The organism is Clostridium porci (assembly GCF_009696375.1).
GTDB lineage: Bacteria > Bacillota > Clostridia > Lachnospirales > Lachnospiraceae > Enterocloster > Enterocloster porci.
In genome coordinates, this window is sequence record NZ_VUMD01000002.1 from 283,119 (window position 1) to 303,364 (window position 20,246).

Below are 20,246 nucleotides of genomic sequence, written 5' to 3' on the forward strand. Positions count from 1 at the left end.
GGTGGATTATGAAAAAGAAAAAAATTAGAATTCCCAGGAAAACATGGAATGAATGGCTCTGGGGCTGGGGAATGGTTTTTCCCACCATATTGGGATTGATTGTTTTAAATATCATACCAATTTTTCAGACATTTTATTTAAGCTTTTTCAAAAGCGGCGCCTTTGGAAAGGGAAATACCTTTGTAGGTCTGGAGAATTATAAGAAAATGCTTCAGGATACCCAGGTGTGGTGTGCGGTTCGCAATACCCTTGGCTATACTTGTCTGGTAGTGCCTGCTGCTACTGCGATTGCTCTTTTTCTGGCAGTTGCGTTAAATGGGAATATTAAGGGGAAGGGGGCGTACCGAACTATCTACTTTATCCCTATGGTGGCGGCTCCGGCTGCGGTTACAATGGTCTGGAAGTGGCTGTATAATGATAAATTTGGTCTATTGAACCATGTGCTGAACCGGTTGGGCGTTGGAAGTGTGAGCTGGATTGATAATCCCAGGATTGCTTTGCTTTCGGTAGCGGTCATTGGCATATGGAGCTCCATCGGATATAGTATGGTTCTGCTGCTGGCAGGGCTGCAGGAAATACCATCAGATTATTATGAGGCATCTGATATAGATGGGGCCGGTTCTGTGTGTCAGTTTTTTAACATTACGCTTCCTCTGATTTCACCTACCCTGTTTTTTGTGCTTGTGACAAGCATCATAACGGCAATGCAGGTGTTTGATGTGATTTATATGATGGTTGGAGTGAGCAGCCCGTCTTACGACAGTACAGTATCACTTGTATATTTATTTTATAATAACTCCTTTAAGTATTCCGGCAAGGGATATGGATCTGCCATTGTCATGCTGCTTTTGGCCATTATTATGATAATCACGGTGATTCAGACCAGACTGCAGAAACGATGGGTAAATTATATGTAGGAGGTGCGAATATATGAAGAGAAAAAGGAATATATCCATATTCTGTCTGCATATTGTTCTGCTTTTGGGGGCATGTGTAATGATGATGCCCTTTGTGTGGATGGTTCTTACTTCCTTTAAAACAGTGACGGAAGCTACTTCTATGAATCCATTTCATTTTTTTCCTAAGGAATTGAAATGGGAAAACTATGAGAAGGTAATCGGGGAAAATGATTTCCTGCGTTTGTATCTTAATACCTTTGCAATGATGGCAATACGTGTGGGATGTGCGGTTCTGTTCAGCGCTATGGCTGCCTATGCCTTTGCAAGGCTTAAATTTCCAGGCAGGGATTTCTTGTTTGGCCTGGTGCTGTTTCAGATGATGGTACCAGTTCAGATTTTTGTCATACCACAGTATTTGATGATTGATAAGATGGGAATGAGAAATACTGTCTTTGCTTTGGTTTTCCCAGGATTGGTCAGCGCCTTCGGAACCTTTTTGCTCAGGCAGTTTTTCATGGGACTGCCCAAGGAGCTGGAGGAATCCGCCAGGTTAGACGGCTGTAATATCGGACAGACCTTTTGGAGGATTATGCTGCCGCTTACAAAATCAGGGCTGGTGGCACTTTCGATTTTTACCGCATTGTTTTCCTTTAAGGATCTTATGTGGCCCATGATTGTAAATTCCAATGCCGGCGCCTCGACTCTGTCTGCTGCCCTGGCAAAAATATCAAGCGCTTATTCCGTAAATTATCCGGAGCTGATGGCTGCGGCTGTACTGGCAATCTGGCCTATGCTGCTGCTCTATATCATCTTTCAGAGGCAGTTTATTGAAGGGATTGCTACGTCAGGAGGGAAATTATAGATGGCTGTAAAATATTCAGAACAATCAAAGGAATTTCATTTGTTTAACGGACAGATTAGCTATATTCTGCAAATCCTGCCCAATGGGGCCGTGGGCAATCTGTATTTTGGGAAACGGATTCGTCATAAGGAGGACTTTTCTTATCTGCTGGAGGGGGGGAGCCGTTCTCTTGCGGTTTATACAAAGGAGCGGGATTATTTTTTCAGTCCACAGTACAGCAGGATGGAATACCCCTGCGTGGGAACCGGAGACTTCAGAGAGCCTGCTTTTGAGCTGAGACAGGAAAATGGGAGCAGGATTACTCATTTTCAATACAGCTCCCACAGAATTTATAAAGGGAAAGAGAAGTTGGAGGGACTTCCTGCTCTATATGTGGAGGCCGAGCCGGAGGCAGAGAGCCTTGAAATCCGGTTGACAGACGAAGCCCTGAATCTGGACTGTATTCTGAAATATAGCATTTTCCGGGATTTCCCAGCTATAACAAGAAGCGTTAACTTCAGCAACAGGGGAGAGGAAAGGGTAGTGCTGGAAAGAGTCTTAAGCGCCAGTGTAGATTTTGCGGATTCTGCTTATGAATCAGTACAGCTGTCCGGCGCCTGGGCAAGGGAGAGAAGCGTGGTTGTCAGAACGCTGGAGCAGGGGCTGCAGGGCATTGGGAGCAGGAGGGGAAGCAGCAGTGCGGAGCAGAATCCGTTTTTGGCTATAAAGCGCCCCTATACAAATGAACGCAGCGGGGAGGTTTATGGCTTTAGCCTGATTTACAGCGGAAATCATATAGAGCAGGCAGAGGTTGACACCTGTGGCATGACCAGGGTTCAGATTGGTATTCATCCAGATGGCTTTGAATGGCCTTTGAATAGGGGGGAAAGCTTCCAGAGTCCAGAGGCTGTGCTGGTTTACTCAGAACAGGGACTGAACGGGATGAGCCAGGTCTTTCACAGGCTGTACCGTACAAGACTGGTTCGCGGATACTGGAGGGACAGGGAACGGCCCATTCTTATCAATAACTGGGAAGCAACCGGCCCGGAATTTACGGAAGAAAAGCTGGTTGAAATAGCCATAAAAGGAAAGGAGCTTGGCATAGAGCTGTTTGTTCTGGACGACGGCTGGTTTGGAAACCGAGAGGATGACTGCAGGGGACTAGGCGACTGGTATGTGAAGAACATGGATAAGCTGCCAGGGGGAATTCAGGGTATTGCAGAAAAAATAAACGGACTTGGAATGAAGTTCGGCTTGTGGTTTGAACCGGAAATGGTCAATAAGGACTCGGATCTTTACCGAAGCCATCCGGATTGGATCCTCTGTCCACCTGAAAGAACCCCTTCACCCAGCAGAAATCAGTACGTTCTGGATTTTTCACGCAGTGAGGTTGTAGATTATATCTACAGAATGATGGAAGCAGTGTTATCGCAAGCGCCTGTCAGCTATGTTAAATGGGATATGAACCGCTATATGACCGAGTGCTATTCCAGAGCAAAGAAGCCTCAGGATCAGGGAAAGGTCATGCATCAGTATATTTTAGGTGTTTATGGGCTGTATGAAAGGCTGATACAGAGATTCCCGGAGATCTTGTTTGAATCCTGCTCCAGCGGAGGGGCCCGTTATGATCCTGGTATGCTGTACTACGCTCCACAGGTATGGACCAGCGATGATACAGATGCAATTGAGCGTATAAAAATACAGTACGGAACTTCCTATGTGTACCCCCTGTCAACAATGGGGGCTCACGTGTCAGAGGTGCCTAACCAGCAGGTGGGGCGTGTTACGCCCTTTGAAACAAGGGCCAATGTGGCTATGTTCGGAGTATTTGGCTATGAACTTGACTTAAGCAGATTAAGGGAAGAAGAAGCCCGGATAGTCCGTTCCCAAATTATGTTTGCAAAGCGCCACCGCAGGTTGATTATGACCGGAGATTTTTACCGTCTTTCCAGTCCGTTTCAGGGAAATGATGGGGCATGGATGGTGGTGTCTGAGGATAAACGGGAGGCATTAGTGGGCTGGTACCGTATATCGGGGATACCGAATGGGGGCTGGATTCGCGTAAAGCTGGCCGGACTGGCTCCGGAAAGAAATTATATCCTGGATTCGGATGAGTCTGTCCTTTATGGAGGTGATGAGCTGATGAATGTGGGAATGGTGATAAAGGAAAGGGAACTGTGTAATTCTGGAGGGGATTACAGCTCCAGAATCTATTTTCTGAAAAGTGAAGAATAAATGATGACAGGTTTTTAAGGCGTCCCTCTGGTTTGGGTAACTGAACCAGGGGGATTTTCAGCTATGGGTAGATCCGCAGCTTCAGGCTGCCCAGGTTTTTAAACTTTCTATTGACATATTTCCTACAGGAATAGTATGATAATTCTGTAAGGATAAAAGGAAGCAGACAGATTTATACTAAAATAAAGGAAGTGACAATACATGCTGATATCAACGAAGGGACGTTATGCCTTAAGAACAATGATAGATTTGGCCCTGAATGGGGACGGGGAGCCGGTAAAGATAAAGGACATCGCAAAACGGCAGGATATATCGGGGAAGTATCTGGAGCAGATTGTCGCCATTTTATCAAGAGCCGGGTATGTGCGCAGCATCCGGGGAAATCAGGGCGGGTACTATCTTTCCCGGCCTGCTTCGGAATATACGGTGGGAATGATTCTGAGAGTTACCGAAGGCAGCTTGGCTCCGGTGGATTGCTTGTCAGGGGACGAAAATCCCTGCGCCAAACAGGCAGAATGCGTTACTTTAAAGATCTGGCAGGAGCTGGACGAAGCGATTGCAGGGGTGGTGAACCAGTATACGCTGGAGGATTTGACCCAGTGGCAGAAGAATATGAAGAATAATTACGTGATATAATACATTTAGTAAAATGATACCAGGGGATGGATTTATGAATCGAATCATGGGGATAATTGCATTTATTAATAAATGGAAAAGGCATAAGCATGTGAGAATGGGCCTTACCTTGGCAGCGGTTATACTGTCAGCTTTTGTACAGGCCTACGTGCTTCAGGTGTTTGTCCGTCCAGCAGGCATTATATCCGGCGGGTTTACAGGGCTTTCCATGCTGATAGAGAGTCTGGGAGGACTGAAGGGAGTCTGTATTCCTATGCAGGTGTCCATGCTGGTGTTCAATATTCCGGTAGCTCTGATGTGCTGTAAGGGAATCAGCATTCGGTTTACAGTATGTTCCTTGCTTCAGGTAGTACTGAGCAGTATCTTTTTGCAGATATTGAATTTTTATCCTATATTCAATGATGAGGTTTTAAACGTCATTTTCGGCGGCGTGCTTTTTGGAGGCGGGATTGTAATTGCCCTAAAGGGAAACGCCTCCACCGGCGGCACGGATTTTATTGCTCTATACGTGTCCAATAAGACAGGACGGTCCATATGGACCTATGTATTTTTTGGAAACGCAGTGATGTACTGCCTTTACGGTTCTGTTTTTGGCTGGAAATATGCGGGGTATTCGATCATTTTTCAGTTCATATCCACCCGTATGATTTCCGCCTTTCACCACAGATACGATCTGGTTACTTTGCAGGCTACAACCATGAAAGGGCCTGAGGTAGTGGACGCCTATATCCGGCATTCCCACCATGGAATCTCCTGCACAGAGTCCATAGGCGGATACAGTAAAAAGAAAATGTATCTTCTGAATACGGTTATTTCTTCTTATGAGGTAAATGACGCGGTTCATGTGATGCAGGAAGCAGACGAGCATGTCATTATCAATGTGATAAAAACGGAGCAGTTTGTGGGACGGTTCTACAGGGCGCCTATGGAGTGATGGGGCCGGAGCTTGGTAAAGGGCAATTTTAAGGCCAACCGTGTCACGAAATTGGTCGCCGCGAAAATGCTGCACAATAATAGGGCTGTAGCATAACGGGTATTTACGGGCATGGTTCGCCAAAAGCACGGTTTCAGTAGAAAGGCACCTGGAACCGTGTTTTTTGATTCAGAGAGGCTGTTTTTGTCCATGCTCCGAATATCTGCATGGTATGACAAGGCCCATAACGAGCCGCATAAGCTGTTTCGCTCAGGAAGCCTGTTAGAGCTCAAGCTTTGTAGCCTCTCCCTTATATGATTAAACAGAAACTCAGGCTTTTGTTTTTGAACCTGGGCTTTAGGGCAGCCTGTGAAGTGGAGAGCGACGCTCTGGCGGTTTAGGTTGTAATCCTTATCAATTATGGATATAATGGAGAAGATGAAAATTATAAATAAACTTTATAAAACCTGACAGAATGTGAATCATGGAGGTCTCATATGAAACATGGATTTTTAAGAGCAGCAGCAGCAACCCCTAAGATTAGGGTAGCTGACCCTGTATACAATGCGGAACAGATTATAGAGTTAATAAGCCAGGGGCACAAACGGGGAGTCAAGCTTATGGCATTTCCAGAACTGTGTCTTACAGGGTACACCTGCGGGGATTTGTTTCTGCAGTCCTCTCTGCTGGAAAAGGCCAGAGAGGGGCTAAAGACTGTTATTGATTCCACGAGGGGGAAGGATACCCTTGTATTTTTCGGGCTTCCCTGGGAGCACGGAGGAAAGCTTTATAATGTGGCGGCAGCCGTACAGAATGGACGCTTTCTGGGGATGATTCCGAAGCAGAACCTTCCGAATTATTCGGAGTTTTATGAAGCACGCCATTTCTGTCCAGGCGCCGGACGGCCTGTTATGACAGAATGGGAAGGAGGGCAAGTCCCTATGGGAGCAAATCTGCTGTTCAAATGCTCGGATATGCCGGGATTAACGGTAGCGGCGGAGGTTTGTGAGGATGTCTGGGTTCCCTGCCCGCCAAGCATAGGCCACGCTATGGCCGGGGCTACGGTGGTAGTCAACTGCTCCGCTAGTGATGAAACGACTGGTAAGGATATGTACCGTCATGAGCTCATATGCAGTCAGTCAGCACGGCTTGTGTGTGGGTATGTCTATGCCAATGCCGGAGAGGGGGAGTCAACTCAGGATCTGGTATTTGGAGGCCAGAACATAATTGCGGAAAACGGCGCTTGTCTGGTGGAATCCAGACGGTTTTCCAATGAGAGCATCTGTGCGGATATGGATCTGGAACGTCTGGCTTCAGACCGCAGACGGATGAATACCTATCCGGCAGCAGACAGTGTAAGAGAGAAGGGCGGCTATCAGGTAGTGGAGTTTGCTTTCCGGAACCCAGAGGCTGGCAAGGCAACGGAGGCTCCGGCTGGGCCAGCTGGGAAAGCGGCTGCCGGGATCACGAAAGGGCCTGACGTTACGCCTGGCCCTATCCTTCGCTTTGTAGATCCGACCCCCTTTGTTCCCCATGATGAAGGCCAGCGCAGCCGCCGCTGCGAGGAGATTCTGTCCATCCAGGCCATGGGACTGAAAAAGCGCCTGGAGCATACAGAGTGCAGGAACGTAGTGGTAGGCTTGTCAGGAGGGTTGGATTCCACGTTAGCTTTGCTTGTAGCCATAAGGGCCTTTGAACTTCTTAAATTGCCAAGAACCAGTATTCACTGTGTGACTATGCCCTGTTTTGGCACTACCGGCAGAACCTATGCCAATGCCTGCTCACTGGCGGCTAAGGTGGGAGCCAGCCTGAAGGAAATTAATATCCGTCAGTCTGTGACCCGGCATTTTGCAGACATTGGACAGGCTTTAGATAACCATGACGTAACCTATGAAAACGGGCAGGCCAGAGAGAGAACCCAGGTTCTGATGGATGTGGCGAATCAGCTTGGAGGCCTGGTGATCGGAACGGGAGATATGTCGGAGCTAGCTCTTGGCTGGGCCACCTATAACGGAGATCACATGTCCATGTATGGTGTAAATGCCTCAGTACCCAAGACCCTGGTACGCCATCTGGTGCGCTACTATGCGGATACATGCAATGAAGAGGAGCTGTCCCGTGTGCTTATGGATATTTTGGATACGCCGGTGAGCCCTGAGCTTCTTCCTCCTGAGGATGGACAGATCGCTCAGAAAACGGAGGATCTGGTAGGCCCCTACGAGCTTCACGATTTTTATTTATATTATGTACTGCGCTACGGATACAGGCCCTCCAAGATATATCGTTTGGCTATGCAGGCATTTGACGGGCGGTATAACAGAGAAACTATTCTGAAATGGCTGAAGGTATTTTACAGACGGTTTTTCAGCCAGCAGTTTAAGCGTTCCTGTCTGCCTGACGGCCCGAAAGTGGGATCTGTGGCTGTATCTCCCAGAGGGGATCTGCGGATGCCAAGCGACGCCAGCAGCAGATTATGGCTGGAGGAGATTGAAAATATCCGGTAGCTGGCTGTGAATGAGCATTGATATGGTACCGGCTATGGGACTCTTGGGAGGCTGACGGATGGAGCCGCGCAAAATAAGGTATACAGGAGAGAAGCAAATTATGATAAACAGTACCTCGAACAGGCAGGTAAAACGGGTCGCAGACTTAAGGGGGAAGGCGAAAGTCCGCAGAGAGGAGGGAATGTTCGTGGCAGAGGGCCTGCGCATGTGCCGTGAGCTGTCTCCGGGGGAGGTGGATACCCTCTTTGTAACGGAGGACTTTCAGAAAGACAGAGAGAACCGCCGATGGCTGACACATTTTCAATATGAGACTGTGACGGATGTAGTGATGAAGTCGATGGCTGACACCCAGTCCCCCCAGGGAGTGCTGGCTATCGTCAGGCAGAGAAATTATAGCCTGGAGGATATTTTGAGTACACCTTTAAAGCAGGCCCTGCTGATTCTGGAAACCCTCCAGGATCCGGGAAACCTGGGTACCATCCTCAGAGCAGGAGAGGGCGCGGGAATAACAGGAGTGATCATGAACCGTGAAACTGCGGATATTTACAATCCCAAAGTAATTCGCTCTACCATGGGCTCTATACTGCGGGTTCCCTTTGTGTATGTAGAGGATCTTAAGCCTGCCTGTGAAGTGATTAAAAGGGAGGGCGTCCGGCTTTTTGCGGCCCACCTCAAGGGAATGAATAATTATGACCAAGAAGATTATACTGACAATGTGGGCTTTTTAATCGGCAACGAGGCCAGGGGATTGACTGAGGAAACGGCCGCTCTGGCCGATGCTTATGTGAAGATTCCCATGGCAGGAAGGGTGGAATCCCTGAATGCTGCCATAGCCGCCTCTGTCCTGATGTTCGAAGCTGCAAGACAGCGGAGAAACAAGTGGTTTCCCTCTGGATAGATGAGGCTGACCGGGAGATATGGTCTGAAGCCCCGGAAAGGAGAAGGTTCCATGACATCAATGGGATGGCTGGTATTGCTGCTGATATTTTTAGGACTGGAGCTGGCATTTGCAGCTCTGACCTCCCTATGGTTTGCTGCAGGGGCTTTAGGGGCGTTTATTACTGCTCTGGCAGGAGGAAGTATGGAGCTGCAGCTGGTAATTTTTACTGTGGTTTCTTTTCTTGCTCTTATGTTAATTCGTCCTGCTGCATTTTTTATCGGCAGTCACAGGAAGGCAGGTGCTGACCATGAAAATGCAGCTGGATTTAAGTAAAGAATACGGTCTTGTTCTGGAGGGAGGAGGCGCCAGAGGGGCTTATCAGGTGGGAGCCTGGAAGGCCCTCTGGGAGGCAGGGGTAAAGATAAAGGGAATGGCCGGAACTTCTGTAGGAGCTTTGAACGGAGCTTTAATCTGCATGGATGATTTTGACAAGGCCAGGCAGATCTGGGAGACCATCAGCTACTCTAGGGTTATGGATGTGGATGATCAGCTGATGGACCAGCTTATGAGCTTCCGATTGAAAAGTCTGCCCGTTGTAAGCCTTTCAGAGGTAATAGCAGGGGCCAAGCGTATTTTAAAGGACAGAGGCTTTGATATTGCCCCTCTAAGGAGCCTGATAGAGGAGGTGGTGGACGAAGATAGCATCCGCAGCTCCAGCAGGGAGCTGTATGTAGTTACCTATTCCCTTTCTGACCGCCAGCCTCTGGTGGTCAATGTAAAGGAGGCGCCTGAGGGGGAGATTGCGGATATGCTTATGGCTAGCGCTTACCTTATAGGCTTTCGGAGAGAAAAACTGGGGGGAAAGTACTATATGGATGGAGGCGGTATTAACAACGTGCCTGCTGACGTGCTCATTGAAAAGGGGTATAAGGATATTATCATTTTGCGGATATATGGCTATGGCGTGGATACGGAGCGCAAACTGGAGGTGCCGGAGGATGTGTCCCTCTATCATGTGGCTCCCCGGCAGGAGTTAGGAGGTATGCTGGAGTTTGACAGAAAGCGGGCCAGAAGGAATATGCTTTTGGGATATTTTGACGCTCAGAGAATGCTTTATGGGCTGGCAGGCAGGAGCTACTATTTGGATGCTTCTGAGAAGGAGGCCTATTACTTTGATAAGATGATGACGGAAATTCATTTGCTTTTGACCTGGCTGAAGCCAGAGCGGGCGGATAAGGGAGATTTGGAAGCTGTCCAGGGAGGCTACCGGATTTATACGGAAAAGGTGATGCCTGCGCTGGCAAAGGAGCTTAAGCTGAAGCCGGGATGGGACTATAAGGATCTATATCTGTCTCTTTTGGAAGCCCTGGCAAAGCAGTTCCGCATCAGCCGCTTTAAGATTTATACGGTGGAGGAGCTTTTGGGCCTGATTTACAGGAAAGCTGGTCAGGATCTGCTAAAGGAAAGGTTTCTGGTTCTTGACAGAGGTTTTTAACCATGGTATATTATGCATGATTGATGAATAAATATAAAGCTCCAGAGTTTCCCTGATTTGTGGAGCGCTCTGGAGATATTAGTCATCAAAGATAGTTTTAGGCATGTGTGAGCCATAGGCAGCGAAAGGTATATATGCATAAAAATCCACATTATAATGGAGGAGGAAAGTCATGAATTTAAAAGGGAGACATTTTTTAACATTAAAGGATTATACGCCGGAGGAAATTACATACCTGTTGGATTTGTCTGCAAAGTTAAAGGAGAAGAAGAAAAAGGGAATTTTAGTGGACACGCTGAGGGGAAAGAACATAGCCCTGATTTTTGAAAAGACCAGTACCAGGACACGGTGTGCCTTTGAGGTGGCAGCCCATGATTTGGGGATGGGGACTACCTATCTGGAACCGTCGGGCTCCCAGATTGGAAAAAAGGAGAGCATTGCAGATACGGCCAGAGTGCTGGGGAGGATGTACGAGGGCATTGAGTACAGAGGCTTCGGTCAGGAAATCGTGGAGGAGCTTGCCAAATATGCCGGGGTTCCTGTGTGGAATGGCCTTACAAATGAGGATCATCCGACCCAGATGCTGGCAGATCTTCTGACCATTCGTGAACATTTGGGATATTTAAAGGGGGTAAAGCTTGTATATATGGGCGACGCGCGGTATAATATGGGTAACTCCCTGATGATTGCCTGCGCAAAGATGGGAATGCACTTTGTTGCTTGCGGGCCTGCCAAATATTTCCCGGCTCCCAAATTGTTGAAGGAATGTGAAGTATTTGCAGCAGCCAGCGGCGGTTCCATCACTCTTACAGAGGATATTTGGGAGGCAACCAGGGGAGCGGATGTGATCGATACGGATGTCTGGGTGTCCATGGGAGAACCCGATCAGGTTTGGGAGGAGCGGATTAAGGAGCTGACTCCTTATAAGGTTACAAAAGCCGTTATGGAGAATGCGGGACCCCAGTCCATTTTCCTCCATTGCCTGCCCTCCTTCCATGATTTGAAAACAAAAATTGGAAGGGAGATGGGAGAGCGGTTTCACGTATCGGAGCTGGAGGTAACAGATGAGGTGTTCGAGTCCAGCCAGTCAGTGGTTTTCGATGAGGCTGAGAACCGGATGCATACGATTAAAGCAGTTATGCTTGCTACGTTAGGAGAATAATTCATATGCAAAGTCAGAGAGGGCGGGGAGAACGTCATGCCGGTATTTTTCTGGATGGAGTTCACCTGATACTGGGAATTGCCATTGTGATTCTGGCTGTGCTGTCATTTATGAACCCGGAGGGAAATCTTATGCTTTTCCCTCTGGTGTTTGTGCTGGCTGCGCTGCTGAATGCTATCAGTGGGATTTTCGAGCTTAAAACCAGGAGTCATAATAAGAAGCGGCTGCGCGGGGGGCTCCTTCAGATGGCTTTGGCTGCGGGTTTTGGAGCATTAGGCGTTTTAAGCGCTATTAGTATCTGGATATGAGGTAGCTGATGAAATCAGAAATATTGAAAATGCTGAAAACATCCTCAGGCTACCTGTCGGGCCAGCAGCTGTGCGAGAAGTTCGGCGTATCCCGTACGGCTGTATGGAAGGTCATACGGCAGCTGGAGGAGGAAGGCTATAAAATTGAGGCGGTCCGCAATAAGGGCTACCGCCTTACAGGGGAAGCGGATGTAATTACCCAGGCTGAGCTTCAGTCCATGCTGCAAACACGATGGATTGGGAACAGGCTGGAATATTTTGATGAAACGGATTCTACAAATATACGGGCCAGAAAGCTGGCAGAGGAAGGGGCTCCTCATGGGACTCTGGTAGTGGCTGACAGCCAGCGTACAGGCAAGGGGCGCAGAGGAAGGGCCTGGATCTCCCCTAGGGGGGTGGGGATCTGGATGAGCCTGGTGCTTCGCCCTCCCATATGTCCTGCCGGCGCTTCCATGCTGACTTTGGTTGCAGGGATGGCTGTGGTGAAGGGAGTAAGAAAAAGCACCGGATTGAAGGCCATGATAAAATGGCCTAACGACGCGATTCTTTCAGGGAAAAAAATCTGTGGCATTCTTACGGAGATGAGCACAGAGGAGGATCGTATCCGATATGTCATTACCGGCATCGGTATCAACGTAAATGTGTCCAGCTTTCCTGAGGAAATTGCAGAGAAGGCTACTTCTCTTAAGGAGGAATTGGGGGAAGCTGTAAAAAGAAGCCTTGTGATAGCGGCAGTGGCGGAGGCCTTTGAGGAATTCTATGACAGTTTCCTTAAAACTCATGATATGTCATGCCTTATGGAAGATTACAATAAGGCCCTTGTCAATCGGAACCGGCAGGTAACGGTACTGGATTCCAGGGGCCAGTATCAGGGAAGGGCTCTGGGGATCGATCCGGAGGGAAGCCTTTTGGTTCAGAGAAGGGATGGGACAGTGGAGTCTGTTATCTCCGGCGAAGTATCGGTAAGAGGTATCTATGGTTATGTATAGTACGGAACATTTTTATGACGGCCTCCAGGCGCTGGAGCGAGAGGACTCGCCCTTAGACAGAAGGGAACGCTTAAAGGCTATGGAAAAGCCTCTTCTTTTCTGGTATGCAGCAAGGGCTCGCTCTCTGCCCTGGAGAGATAAGCCCTTGCCCTACAGGGTATGGATATCGGAGATTATGCTTCAGCAAACGCGCGTAGAGGCAGTGAAGCCCTATTTTGAGAGGTTTATGGAGGCCTTTCCTACAATCCGGGCTTTGGCGGAGGCAGAGGATGACTATCTTATGAAGCTGTGGGAGGGCCTGGGATATTATAACCGGGCCAGAAATTTAAAGAAGGCGGCCCGGATTTTGACGGATACATATGGGGGCTGCCTTCCTGCGTCCTTTGAAGAATTGATTCGGCTTCCTGGAATCGGCAGCTATACAGCGGGAGCCATAGCCTCCATTGCCTTTAATATACCGACGCCTGCGGTGGACGGTAATGTGCTTCGGGTTATATCCAGAGTTCTGGGAGACAGGGAGGATATCAGAAAGGCTTCCGTAAAAGGCAGGATGGAGATGGAATTAAAGGAGATTATGCCTAAGGATAAGGCCAGCCAATACAATCAGGGCCTGATTGAAATTGGTGCGCTGGTGTGTATTCCAGGAGGAGAGCCCAAATGCGGAGAGTGCCCTTTGTACTCCGTCTGCCTTACAGGAAGAAATGGCTGGTGGAAGGAGATACCCTACAAATCACCACAGAAAAAACGCAGGATTGAGGAGCGAACCGTATTTATTATCGAATATCAGGATAAGGTGGCTATCCACAAGCGGCCTCCTAGTGGGCTTTTGGCTGCCCTTTATGAGCTCCCGAATGTGGAGGGCCGGCCCTTGGCGGGAGAGGTTCCTTTTGTTTTAGGAATAAAGAAGGGGCAGGTAGAGTCTGTGACGGAGCTTCCTGCTTCCAGGCATGTATTTTCGCATGTAGAGTGGCATATGACAGGCTACAGGGTGGTTCTAAGGCCTCCAGAGGATAAAAATGCCCGGACTGTGTTTGAAGGGAAAGCGGAACCTGGCTGTGACAGCTTCGGGGAAAACGTGGGCGAAGGGCTTTTAGGATGGTTGTTTGTAACCAGGGAGGAATTGGCAGGAACCTATCCTCTTCCCAATGCATTTAATCCATATACAAAGCTTATTGGATAAGTTTTACAAAGTTGGATACAATGAAAGGGAGGAATGCAGAATGAAGAAAATGCTTTTTGTATTTAACCCGCGTTCAGGAAAGGAGCAGATCCGGGGCAGCCTTCTTGATATACTGGACATATTTTCCAGGGCGGGCTATGAGCTGAGGGTTCATGTCACCCAGAGCCCCAGAGATGCCATAGAGATCGTCGCCAGGTACGGCAGCCGTGTGGAGGTTGTAGTGTGCAGCGGAGGGGATGGTACTCTTAATGAAACGGTTTCCGGCATGATGAGGCTTAAGAAAATGCCGCTGCTAGGCTATATTCCCGCAGGCTCAACCAATGATTTTGCCGCAAGCTTAAACCTTCCTAAGCGGATGCCTCTGGCAGCGGAGGAAATCGTGGAGGGAAAGCCCTTTGCCATTGACATAGGAAGCTTTTGTGACGACCGGTACTTTATGTATATTGCAGCCTTTGGAGCATTTACAGAGGTAGCTTATCTCACCAGCCAGGACAGAAAGAACCTTCTGGGGCATCAGGCCTATATGTTGGAGGGGGTAAAAAGCCTTGCGGGAATCAAGCCTTACCCTATGCGGGTAGAGTGGGAGGGAAATGTTCTGGAGGATAGCTTTGCCTTTGGCATGGTGACCAATACCAGAAGCGTAGGAGGCTTTAAAGGGCTGGTAAACCAGTCAGTAGCTCTCAATGATGGCATGTTTGAGGTGCTGCTGATCCGCATGCCCAGGACGCCGGTGGATTTGAGCAATATAATATCCTATATGTTCCTGAAGGAAGCGCCCAATGAGTACGTGCGCAAATTTAAAACTTCCTCCATCAGGTTTACATCTGAAGGTCAAGTGGATTGGGTGCTGGATGGGGAGTACGGCGGGGCAAGGACAGAGGTAAAAATTAGGAATTTAAAGGAGAAAATCCACATTCTTTTAAAATAATAAAAAATACAAAATATGTCGAAATCTGTTGAAATCTCGATTTTGATAGTATATAATGATAAAATGTGGAGATCTCCACATTTACCTTTAAGCGAAAGGACGTTTATCAGTGGAAAAGGACGATTTTTTAAAGAAGCTGGAAAAGCTGGTCGAAGCTGCGAAGGCCAAGCACAATACGCTGGATGCAGGGGAGATTAATGATTTTTTTGTCGGGGATAATCTGACTCCGGAGCAGATGGATCAAATTTACAGCTATCTGGAAGGCAGAAACGTAGATGTCGTTCCAGTGCTGGACGAGGCGATGCTCAGCGAGGACACTGCTCTTTTGGAGGATATTGATTTAGACCTTGACTTAGATGATGACAGCTTTGTCAAAGAGGCAGAGGAAGAAGAAATCGACTTGGATGCGGTGGACTTGTTGGAAGGAATCGGAACGGAAGACCCGGTTCGCATGTACCTGAAAGAGATTGGCACGGTGCCTCTTCTTACTGCTGCAGAGGAACTATCCCTGGCACAGCGCAAGGCAGACGGAGATGAGTATGCCAAGGAACGCCTGATTGAGGCCAATTTGCGTCTGGTAGTCAGCATTGCAAAACGGTATACCGGCAGAGGGATGAGCTTTCTGGATTTGGTTCAGGAGGGAAATCTGGGCCTGATCAAGGGAGTGGAGAAATTCGACTATACGAAAGGATATAAGCTAAGTACATATGCTACATGGTGGATTCGCCAGTCGGTTACAAGGGCTTTGGCGGATCAGGCGCGTACAATACGCGTACCGGTGCATATGGTTGAAACCATCAATAAAATGTCTAAAATGCAGAGAAAGCTGACTCTGGAGCTGGGGTATGAGCCTTCCGTGGCAGAGCTTGCGGAAGCTCTGGATATGACAGAGGATAAGGTCATGGAAATTATGCAGATTGCCAGAGAGCCTGCGTCCTTGGAAACCCCTATTGGCGAGGAGGATGATTCCAATCTGGGTGATTTCGTGGCTGACAATAATGTGCTTACGCCTGAGGGCAATGTAGAGTCTGTCATGCTTCGGGAGCATATTGACACATTGCTGAAGGATTTAAAGGAGAGAGAGCGTCAGGTGATTGTCCTTCGATTCGGACTGGAGGACGGACATCCCCGCACGCTGGAGGAAGTAGGCAAGGAATTTAACGTTACCAGGGAGCGCATCCGCCAGATAGAGGCGAAGGCTCTGCGGAAGCTGCGCAATCCGGTGAGAAGTAAGCGAATCAGGGATTTTCTGTAGCTGGTAAGGCATGAAGCATAAAAGAGGCCGCCCCTTAAGACGGCCTCTTTTTCGGCCCGGCGGACAGGGCTAGTGCAGGGCAGGCTTTATTGCTGCCAGGTGTTTCTTTGAAGTGAAGGGAGGGATAAATCTATGACACACTCAGTACAGAAGCGCAATTATCAGAAGGAGCTGGATAAGCTTATAGAGGCTCTTGGGAAGGAGGGAAGGAGGCCAAGGCTCCTTCTTCATAGCTGCTGCGCTCCGTGCAGCAGCTATGTGCTGGAGTATTTGTCCCGGTATTTTGAAGTGACGGTGTACTATTATAACCCTAATATTTTTCCGCCTGAGGAGTATGAGGCCAGGGCGAAAGAGCAGCAGCGTCTCATCAGGGAAATGAAGCTGTCTGAAGCTGTGGACTTTGAGACGGGAGAATACCGGCCGGAGGACTTTTATGCCATTGCCAGGGGGCATGAAAAGGAAGCTGAGGGAGGGGAGCGGTGCTTTGCCTGCTATGAGCTGCGCCTGGAGCATGCTGCTTGCAGGGCGGCGGCGGGCGGATATGACTATTTTACTACAACGCTTTCCATCAGTCCCTTAAAGAATGCCGAAAAGCTGAATGAGCTTGGCTGCCGGATGGCTGAGAGATGGGGGGTGCCTTATCTTGTGTCAGATTTTAAGAAGAAGAATGGATATAAGCGGTCTGTGGAGCTGTCCTTAAAGTATGGTCTTTACAGGCAGAATTACTGTGGCTGCGTCTACTCCAGGGAGGAGGCATTAAGGCGGGGGAAACAGGCGGAACAGGTGCAGGCTTTGGAGTAAAACATTTCCTTGATTAACTTGACATAGACAGGCAGATGTAATAAAATCGTTTCTAGTAGACATAAGCAAATGATGTGTCCGCGAGTATAAAATAGTGATAAGGAGAATCGTATTATGCTTAGTAAAAAATTAACAGTTGTAAATCCATCCGGGCTGCATTTAAGGCCGGCAGGCGTTCTTTCCCAAACAGCCATGAAGTTTAAGTGTGATGTAATCATCGAATGTGGAGAGAAGAAAATTGCTGCTAAGAGCGTTCTCAATGTAATGGCGGCAGGGATCAAGACAGGCACTGAGATCAATCTGATCTGCGACGGCGAGGATGAAGCAGCAGCTATGGAAACTCTGTCCCAGGCAATCAAGAGCGGATTAGGAGAGATGTAATCAGCCTGGCGCAAGGAGAAAGCTGGTAGAGCCTTCATAAATAAATTATGGATTAACAGGTGATGCTGTAAGGGCATCACTTTTTTTGTGTATAAACATGTTGATTGTGGAAAATATACAAAAATGAATGATATAAATTGTGTAAGGTGTGGAAAAGATGTGAGTTTGCAGAAAAAGCGACATATGTCGTTTGGATGAAAGAAAAAAAATCATACAATTTACTTACACCAAGAGCTGCAGAAGCGATAAGCAAATTACTCAAAAGCTTCTGTTCATGTACAGAGAGAAGGTGAAACAGTGGAATCAAAGCAGGAATTTATAGAGCACATTCAAAAATTGGGGAAAGGACATTTTCATTACCTGAATGCCCTGTTTGAAAGGTGTCCGGACTATGTGATCAAGCATATGAGATATATGGAGATTCCCAAGGGCTATACGCTAATCCAGGCAGGAATGCCCTGTGAATATGTGTATATCATTTTGAAGGGGAAGGTCAGCGGACTGGATTTGCAGATGCTTGGAAATGTATACATGTTTATGGAATATTCGGAAACAGAGGTGCTGGGAGATTATGAAGTTTTTGGAGATATTAAAGACTACCGGGTGACGATCCGCGCCACAGCCCCCTGTGAATTACTGGCCATTTCTGCCTCTGCATATCTCAAATGGATGAAGGAGGACATTAATGCTTTGTTTATGAGAACCCGGAATCTTATGAGCAACCTAACCTATCAAACCTCCGAAGAGCGCAAGTACCGGTTTTTGGGATGTAAGGAACGGCTGATTCTCTACCTGATTGAAGTATTTGAAAGAGTGCCTAAAAGAAGTTTCTGCAAGATAAAAAAGACGCAGCCGGAGCTTGCAGAGCGAATCGGATTTACCGTGAGAACCATTCAGAGAAATATACAAAGTCTTGAAAAGGACGGACTGATCACAACGGAGCTCGGAAAGATCTGCCTTACAAAAGAACAATATCTAAGACTTAAGGAGCATACAAAACAAAATCTGCTCAACTGAAATGAGTGACAGGAAATGCAGCCCATGATGCAAAATAAGAAAAAGGAGAAAGCAAAATGAAAATACCAACACCACATATTGAAGCAGGCAAGGAGCAAATTGCAAAAAGCGTATTGATGCCAGGAGATCCCTTAAGAGCAAAATTTATTGCGGAGCGCTTCCTGGAAAATTATGAATGTGTAAACAGGGTAAGAAACATGCTGGCGTATACAGGGGAATACCGTGGAAAAAGAATTACCGTCTTTGGAAGCGGTATGGGAATGCCTTCCATTGGAATTTATTCCTACGAGCTGTTCCATTGCTATGGGGTTGATCAGATTATCAGAATCGGTACAGCAGGCTCCTTAAGTGACAAGGCAAAGCTGAGAGATGTTGTAATCGGTGTGGGGGCAAGCACAGTGACATCCTATGCCGAGCAGTACAAGCTTCCGGGAGTATTCGCTCCCATAGCGGATTTCGGCCTTGCCAGAGCCGCAGCAGAAGCCGGAGAAAGGCTTGGAATTAAAACTGTAGCAGGAAATATTCTTTCCTCTGATCTTTTCTACGATGATGACCCGGAGGATATGGAAAAATGGGCGAAAATGGGTATACTGGCTGCTGAGATGGAATCCGCAGCGCTGTACATGAACGCTGCGAGAGCAGGCAAAAAAGCCCTTTGTATACTGACGATTTCGGACAGCATCTTTACCGGAGAAGGGCTGTCCAGTGAAGAACGCCAGACAGGCTTTACAGATATGATGAAGATTGCATTGGAAATCGCATAAAAGAAAGCAGGTGGGCAAATGAGAAAATGGGCGAGGGTAATACCTGCGGCGCTGGCTCTTTGCATGATGACAGGCTGCGGAATGCCCCAAAAGGATGATTCTGTTTTTCGCGTCTCCATGGTTGCGGGAACAGGAGGAATTAATGATCAGTCTTTTAACCAGTCAGCCTGGGAAGGACTGCAGTCACTGAAAGAGCATACAGGCGCAGATGTAAGGGTTCTGGAATCCAAGCAGACTGCGGATTACCTGACAAATCTGGACAGGGCAACTGATACATACAGTGACCTGATCTGGGGAATTGGATACGATCAGGCGGACGCTCTGGCAACGATTGCGAAAATGAATCCAGATATCAGCTTTGCCATTGTAGATACGACCTATGAGGAATGTCCCCATAATATTTCCGGCGTGACCTTCCGGGCGGAAGAGTCCTCTTTTCTGGTGGGATATATTGCAGGAATGAGCACGGCTACAGGGAAGGTGGGATATGTAGGGCCTATGAAGAGCTTCAATAATGATTTGTTCCAGTACGGCTATCTTGCAGGTGTAGCCTATGCGTCAAGGGCTCGGGGCATTCAGGTGGAAGTACAGCAGCAGTTTGCGGAAAGCTACTCTGACGCAGCCAAGGCCAAAGCAATCGCAAATAAGATGTACACAAGCGGCTGCGATATTATTTTTCATTCTGCGGGAGGCGCAGGATACGGTGTCATTGAGTCCGCAAAGGAGAACGGTGCATTTGTCATTGGCGTTGATACGGATCAGTCCTATCTTGCGCCGGAGAATGTGCTGACCTCCGCCATGAAGAATGTAAATATTGCGGTGGAGCTGCTCTCTACGATGGCTATGGACGGAGAGAAGATCGGAGGAAAAACCTTCAGCTATGGACTGGCAGAGGGCTGCGTAGGCATTCCGAAAGAAAATCCGAACATGTCTCCGGAAATTTATGAGGAAGCAATGAAAATACAGAAAATGATCATTGACGGGAAGCTGATCCCTCCGGCAACGGAAGACGCATATAAGACATTTCTAGCTGAATTAAAGGGACAGGAGGGATAAGA

The 20,246-nt window shown here is 47.9% G+C and carries 20 protein-coding genes; all 20 read left to right on the plus strand.

From position 1 onward, the window contains the following. Positions 1-8 precede the first annotated feature (8 nt). The 20 genes from FYJ39_RS03575 (at position 9) to FYJ39_RS03670 (ending at position 20,244) form a co-directional block, all read left to right on the plus strand. Complete coding sequence (locus FYJ39_RS03575) at positions 9-917, plus strand: carbohydrate ABC transporter permease (RefSeq protein WP_154471072.1); 909 nt, start codon at positions 9-11, stop codon at positions 915-917. Positions 918-930: 13 nt separating this feature from the next. Continuing rightward, entirely contained in the window at positions 931-1,761 is an 831-nt protein-coding gene (locus tag FYJ39_RS03580) for a carbohydrate ABC transporter permease (protein ID WP_154471073.1), read from the plus strand. Next, the gene (locus FYJ39_RS03585) at positions 1,762-3,975 is read left to right on the plus strand and encodes an alpha-galactosidase (RefSeq protein ID WP_154471074.1); all 2,214 of its coding nucleotides are present in this window, start codon (positions 1,762-1,764) and stop codon (positions 3,973-3,975) included. It begins immediately after the preceding gene. A 201-nt stretch (positions 3,976-4,176) separates the two neighbouring features. After that, positions 4,177-4,611, plus strand: coding sequence for an RrF2 family transcriptional regulator (locus tag FYJ39_RS03590; RefSeq protein WP_154471075.1), 435 nt, complete (start codon positions 4,177-4,179; stop codon positions 4,609-4,611). Between the two features lie 34 nt (positions 4,612-4,645). Beyond that, positions 4,646-5,545: a YitT family protein gene (locus FYJ39_RS03595; RefSeq protein ID WP_154471076.1), complete on the plus strand. Its 900-nt coding sequence runs from the start codon at positions 4,646-4,648 to the stop codon at positions 5,543-5,545. 476 nt (positions 5,546-6,021) lie between these two features. Further along, positions 6,022-8,028 carry an NAD(+) synthase gene (locus FYJ39_RS03600; protein ID WP_154471077.1) on the plus strand — a complete coding sequence of 669 codons (2,007 nt, stop codon included), beginning with the start codon at positions 6,022-6,024 and terminating at the stop codon, positions 8,026-8,028. A gap of 100 nt (positions 8,029-8,128) precedes the next feature. Next, positions 8,129-8,926 (plus strand): TrmH family RNA methyltransferase, encoded by a 798-nt coding sequence (locus tag FYJ39_RS03605; protein ID WP_154471078.1) that lies wholly within the window; start codon positions 8,129-8,131, stop codon positions 8,924-8,926. 51 nt (positions 8,927-8,977) lie between these two features. Then, a complete protein-coding gene (locus FYJ39_RS03610; RefSeq protein WP_154471079.1) occupies positions 8,978-9,241 on the plus strand; it encodes an NfeD family protein in 264 nt (87 codons plus the stop codon). Then, on the plus strand, positions 9,216-10,403 hold the full coding sequence (locus FYJ39_RS03615; protein ID WP_154471080.1) for a patatin-like phospholipase family protein: 1,188 nt from the start codon (positions 9,216-9,218) through the stop codon (positions 10,401-10,403). The genes FYJ39_RS03610 and FYJ39_RS03615 overlap by 26 nt, the downstream gene beginning before the upstream one ends. A gap of 172 nt (positions 10,404-10,575) precedes the next feature. Next, positions 10,576-11,565, plus strand: coding sequence for an ornithine carbamoyltransferase (gene argF / locus FYJ39_RS03620; RefSeq protein WP_154471081.1), 990 nt, complete (start codon positions 10,576-10,578; stop codon positions 11,563-11,565). A gap of 5 nt (positions 11,566-11,570) precedes the next feature. Further along, entirely contained in the window at positions 11,571-11,873 is a 303-nt protein-coding gene (locus FYJ39_RS03625; protein ID WP_154471082.1) for a DUF6637 family protein, read from the plus strand. 8 nt (positions 11,874-11,881) lie between these two features. Beyond that, on the plus strand, positions 11,882-12,862 hold the full coding sequence (locus FYJ39_RS03630; protein WP_154471083.1) for a biotin--[acetyl-CoA-carboxylase] ligase: 981 nt from the start codon (positions 11,882-11,884) through the stop codon (positions 12,860-12,862). Beyond that, positions 12,849-14,042 carry an A/G-specific adenine glycosylase gene (mutY, locus tag FYJ39_RS03635; RefSeq protein ID WP_154471084.1) on the plus strand — a complete coding sequence of 398 codons (1,194 nt, stop codon included), beginning with the start codon at positions 12,849-12,851 and terminating at the stop codon, positions 14,040-14,042. The genes FYJ39_RS03630 and mutY overlap by 14 nt, the downstream gene beginning before the upstream one ends. Before the next feature lie 40 nt (positions 14,043-14,082). After that, on the plus strand, positions 14,083-14,970 hold the full coding sequence (locus tag FYJ39_RS03640; RefSeq protein WP_154471085.1) for a diacylglycerol/lipid kinase family protein: 888 nt from the start codon (positions 14,083-14,085) through the stop codon (positions 14,968-14,970). Positions 14,971-15,079: 109 nt separating this feature from the next. Further along, positions 15,080-16,225, plus strand: coding sequence for an RNA polymerase sigma factor RpoD (gene rpoD / locus FYJ39_RS03645; RefSeq protein ID WP_178258762.1), 1,146 nt, complete (start codon positions 15,080-15,082; stop codon positions 16,223-16,225). A gap of 132 nt (positions 16,226-16,357) precedes the next feature. Further along, a complete protein-coding gene (locus FYJ39_RS03650) occupies positions 16,358-17,026 on the plus strand; it encodes an epoxyqueuosine reductase QueH (RefSeq protein WP_154471086.1) in 669 nt (222 codons plus the stop codon). Between the two features lie 114 nt (positions 17,027-17,140). Beyond that, positions 17,141-17,407, plus strand: coding sequence for an HPr family phosphocarrier protein (locus FYJ39_RS03655; protein ID WP_154471087.1), 267 nt, complete (start codon positions 17,141-17,143; stop codon positions 17,405-17,407). 297 nt (positions 17,408-17,704) lie between these two features. Next, the gene (locus FYJ39_RS03660; RefSeq protein WP_154471088.1) at positions 17,705-18,424 is read left to right on the plus strand and encodes a Crp/Fnr family transcriptional regulator; all 720 of its coding nucleotides are present in this window, start codon (positions 17,705-17,707) and stop codon (positions 18,422-18,424) included. A 56-nt stretch (positions 18,425-18,480) separates the two neighbouring features. Further along, a complete protein-coding gene (deoD, locus tag FYJ39_RS03665) occupies positions 18,481-19,188 on the plus strand; it encodes a purine-nucleoside phosphorylase (protein WP_154471089.1) in 708 nt (235 codons plus the stop codon). 18 nt (positions 19,189-19,206) lie between these two features. Next, positions 19,207-20,244, plus strand: coding sequence for a BMP family lipoprotein (locus tag FYJ39_RS03670; RefSeq protein ID WP_154471090.1), 1,038 nt, complete (start codon positions 19,207-19,209; stop codon positions 20,242-20,244). Positions 20,245-20,246 lie beyond the last annotated feature (2 nt).

What these genes read in the sequence shown, in the direction of transcription:
- FYJ39_RS03605 (WP_154471078.1), top strand. Translation starts at nt 8,129, where the DNA reads ATGATAAACAGTACCTCGAACAGGCAGGTAAAACGGGTCGCAGACTTA.
- FYJ39_RS03670 (WP_154471090.1), top strand. Translation starts at nt 19,207, where the DNA reads ATGAGAAAATGGGCGAGGGTAATACCTGCGGCGCTGGCTCTTTGCATG.
- FYJ39_RS03625 (WP_154471082.1), top strand. Translation starts at nt 11,571, where the DNA reads ATGCAAAGTCAGAGAGGGCGGGGAGAACGTCATGCCGGTATTTTTCTG.
- mutY (WP_154471084.1), top strand. Translation starts at nt 12,849, where the DNA reads ATGGTTATGTATAGTACGGAACATTTTTATGACGGCCTCCAGGCGCTG.
- FYJ39_RS03650 (WP_154471086.1), top strand. Translation starts at nt 16,358, where the DNA reads ATGACACACTCAGTACAGAAGCGCAATTATCAGAAGGAGCTGGATAAG.
- FYJ39_RS03575 (WP_154471072.1), top strand. Translation starts at nt 9, where the DNA reads ATGAAAAAGAAAAAAATTAGAATTCCCAGGAAAACATGGAATGAATGG.
- FYJ39_RS03640 (WP_154471085.1), top strand. Translation starts at nt 14,083, where the DNA reads ATGAAGAAAATGCTTTTTGTATTTAACCCGCGTTCAGGAAAGGAGCAG.
- FYJ39_RS03630 (WP_154471083.1), top strand. Translation starts at nt 11,882, where the DNA reads ATGAAATCAGAAATATTGAAAATGCTGAAAACATCCTCAGGCTACCTG.
- FYJ39_RS03580 (WP_154471073.1), top strand. Translation starts at nt 931, where the DNA reads ATGAAGAGAAAAAGGAATATATCCATATTCTGTCTGCATATTGTTCTG.
- FYJ39_RS03590 (WP_154471075.1), top strand. Translation starts at nt 4,177, where the DNA reads ATGCTGATATCAACGAAGGGACGTTATGCCTTAAGAACAATGATAGAT.
- FYJ39_RS03585 (WP_154471074.1), top strand. Translation starts at nt 1,762, where the DNA reads ATGGCTGTAAAATATTCAGAACAATCAAAGGAATTTCATTTGTTTAAC.
- FYJ39_RS03610 (WP_154471079.1), top strand. Translation starts at nt 8,978, where the DNA reads ATGACATCAATGGGATGGCTGGTATTGCTGCTGATATTTTTAGGACTG.
- FYJ39_RS03595 (WP_154471076.1), top strand. Translation starts at nt 4,646, where the DNA reads ATGAATCGAATCATGGGGATAATTGCATTTATTAATAAATGGAAAAGG.
- FYJ39_RS03655 (WP_154471087.1), top strand. Translation starts at nt 17,141, where the DNA reads ATGCTTAGTAAAAAATTAACAGTTGTAAATCCATCCGGGCTGCATTTA.
- FYJ39_RS03615 (WP_154471080.1), top strand. Translation starts at nt 9,216, where the DNA reads ATGAAAATGCAGCTGGATTTAAGTAAAGAATACGGTCTTGTTCTGGAG.
- deoD (WP_154471089.1), top strand. Translation starts at nt 18,481, where the DNA reads ATGAAAATACCAACACCACATATTGAAGCAGGCAAGGAGCAAATTGCA.
- FYJ39_RS03600 (WP_154471077.1), top strand. Translation starts at nt 6,022, where the DNA reads ATGAAACATGGATTTTTAAGAGCAGCAGCAGCAACCCCTAAGATTAGG.
- argF (WP_154471081.1), top strand. Translation starts at nt 10,576, where the DNA reads ATGAATTTAAAAGGGAGACATTTTTTAACATTAAAGGATTATACGCCG.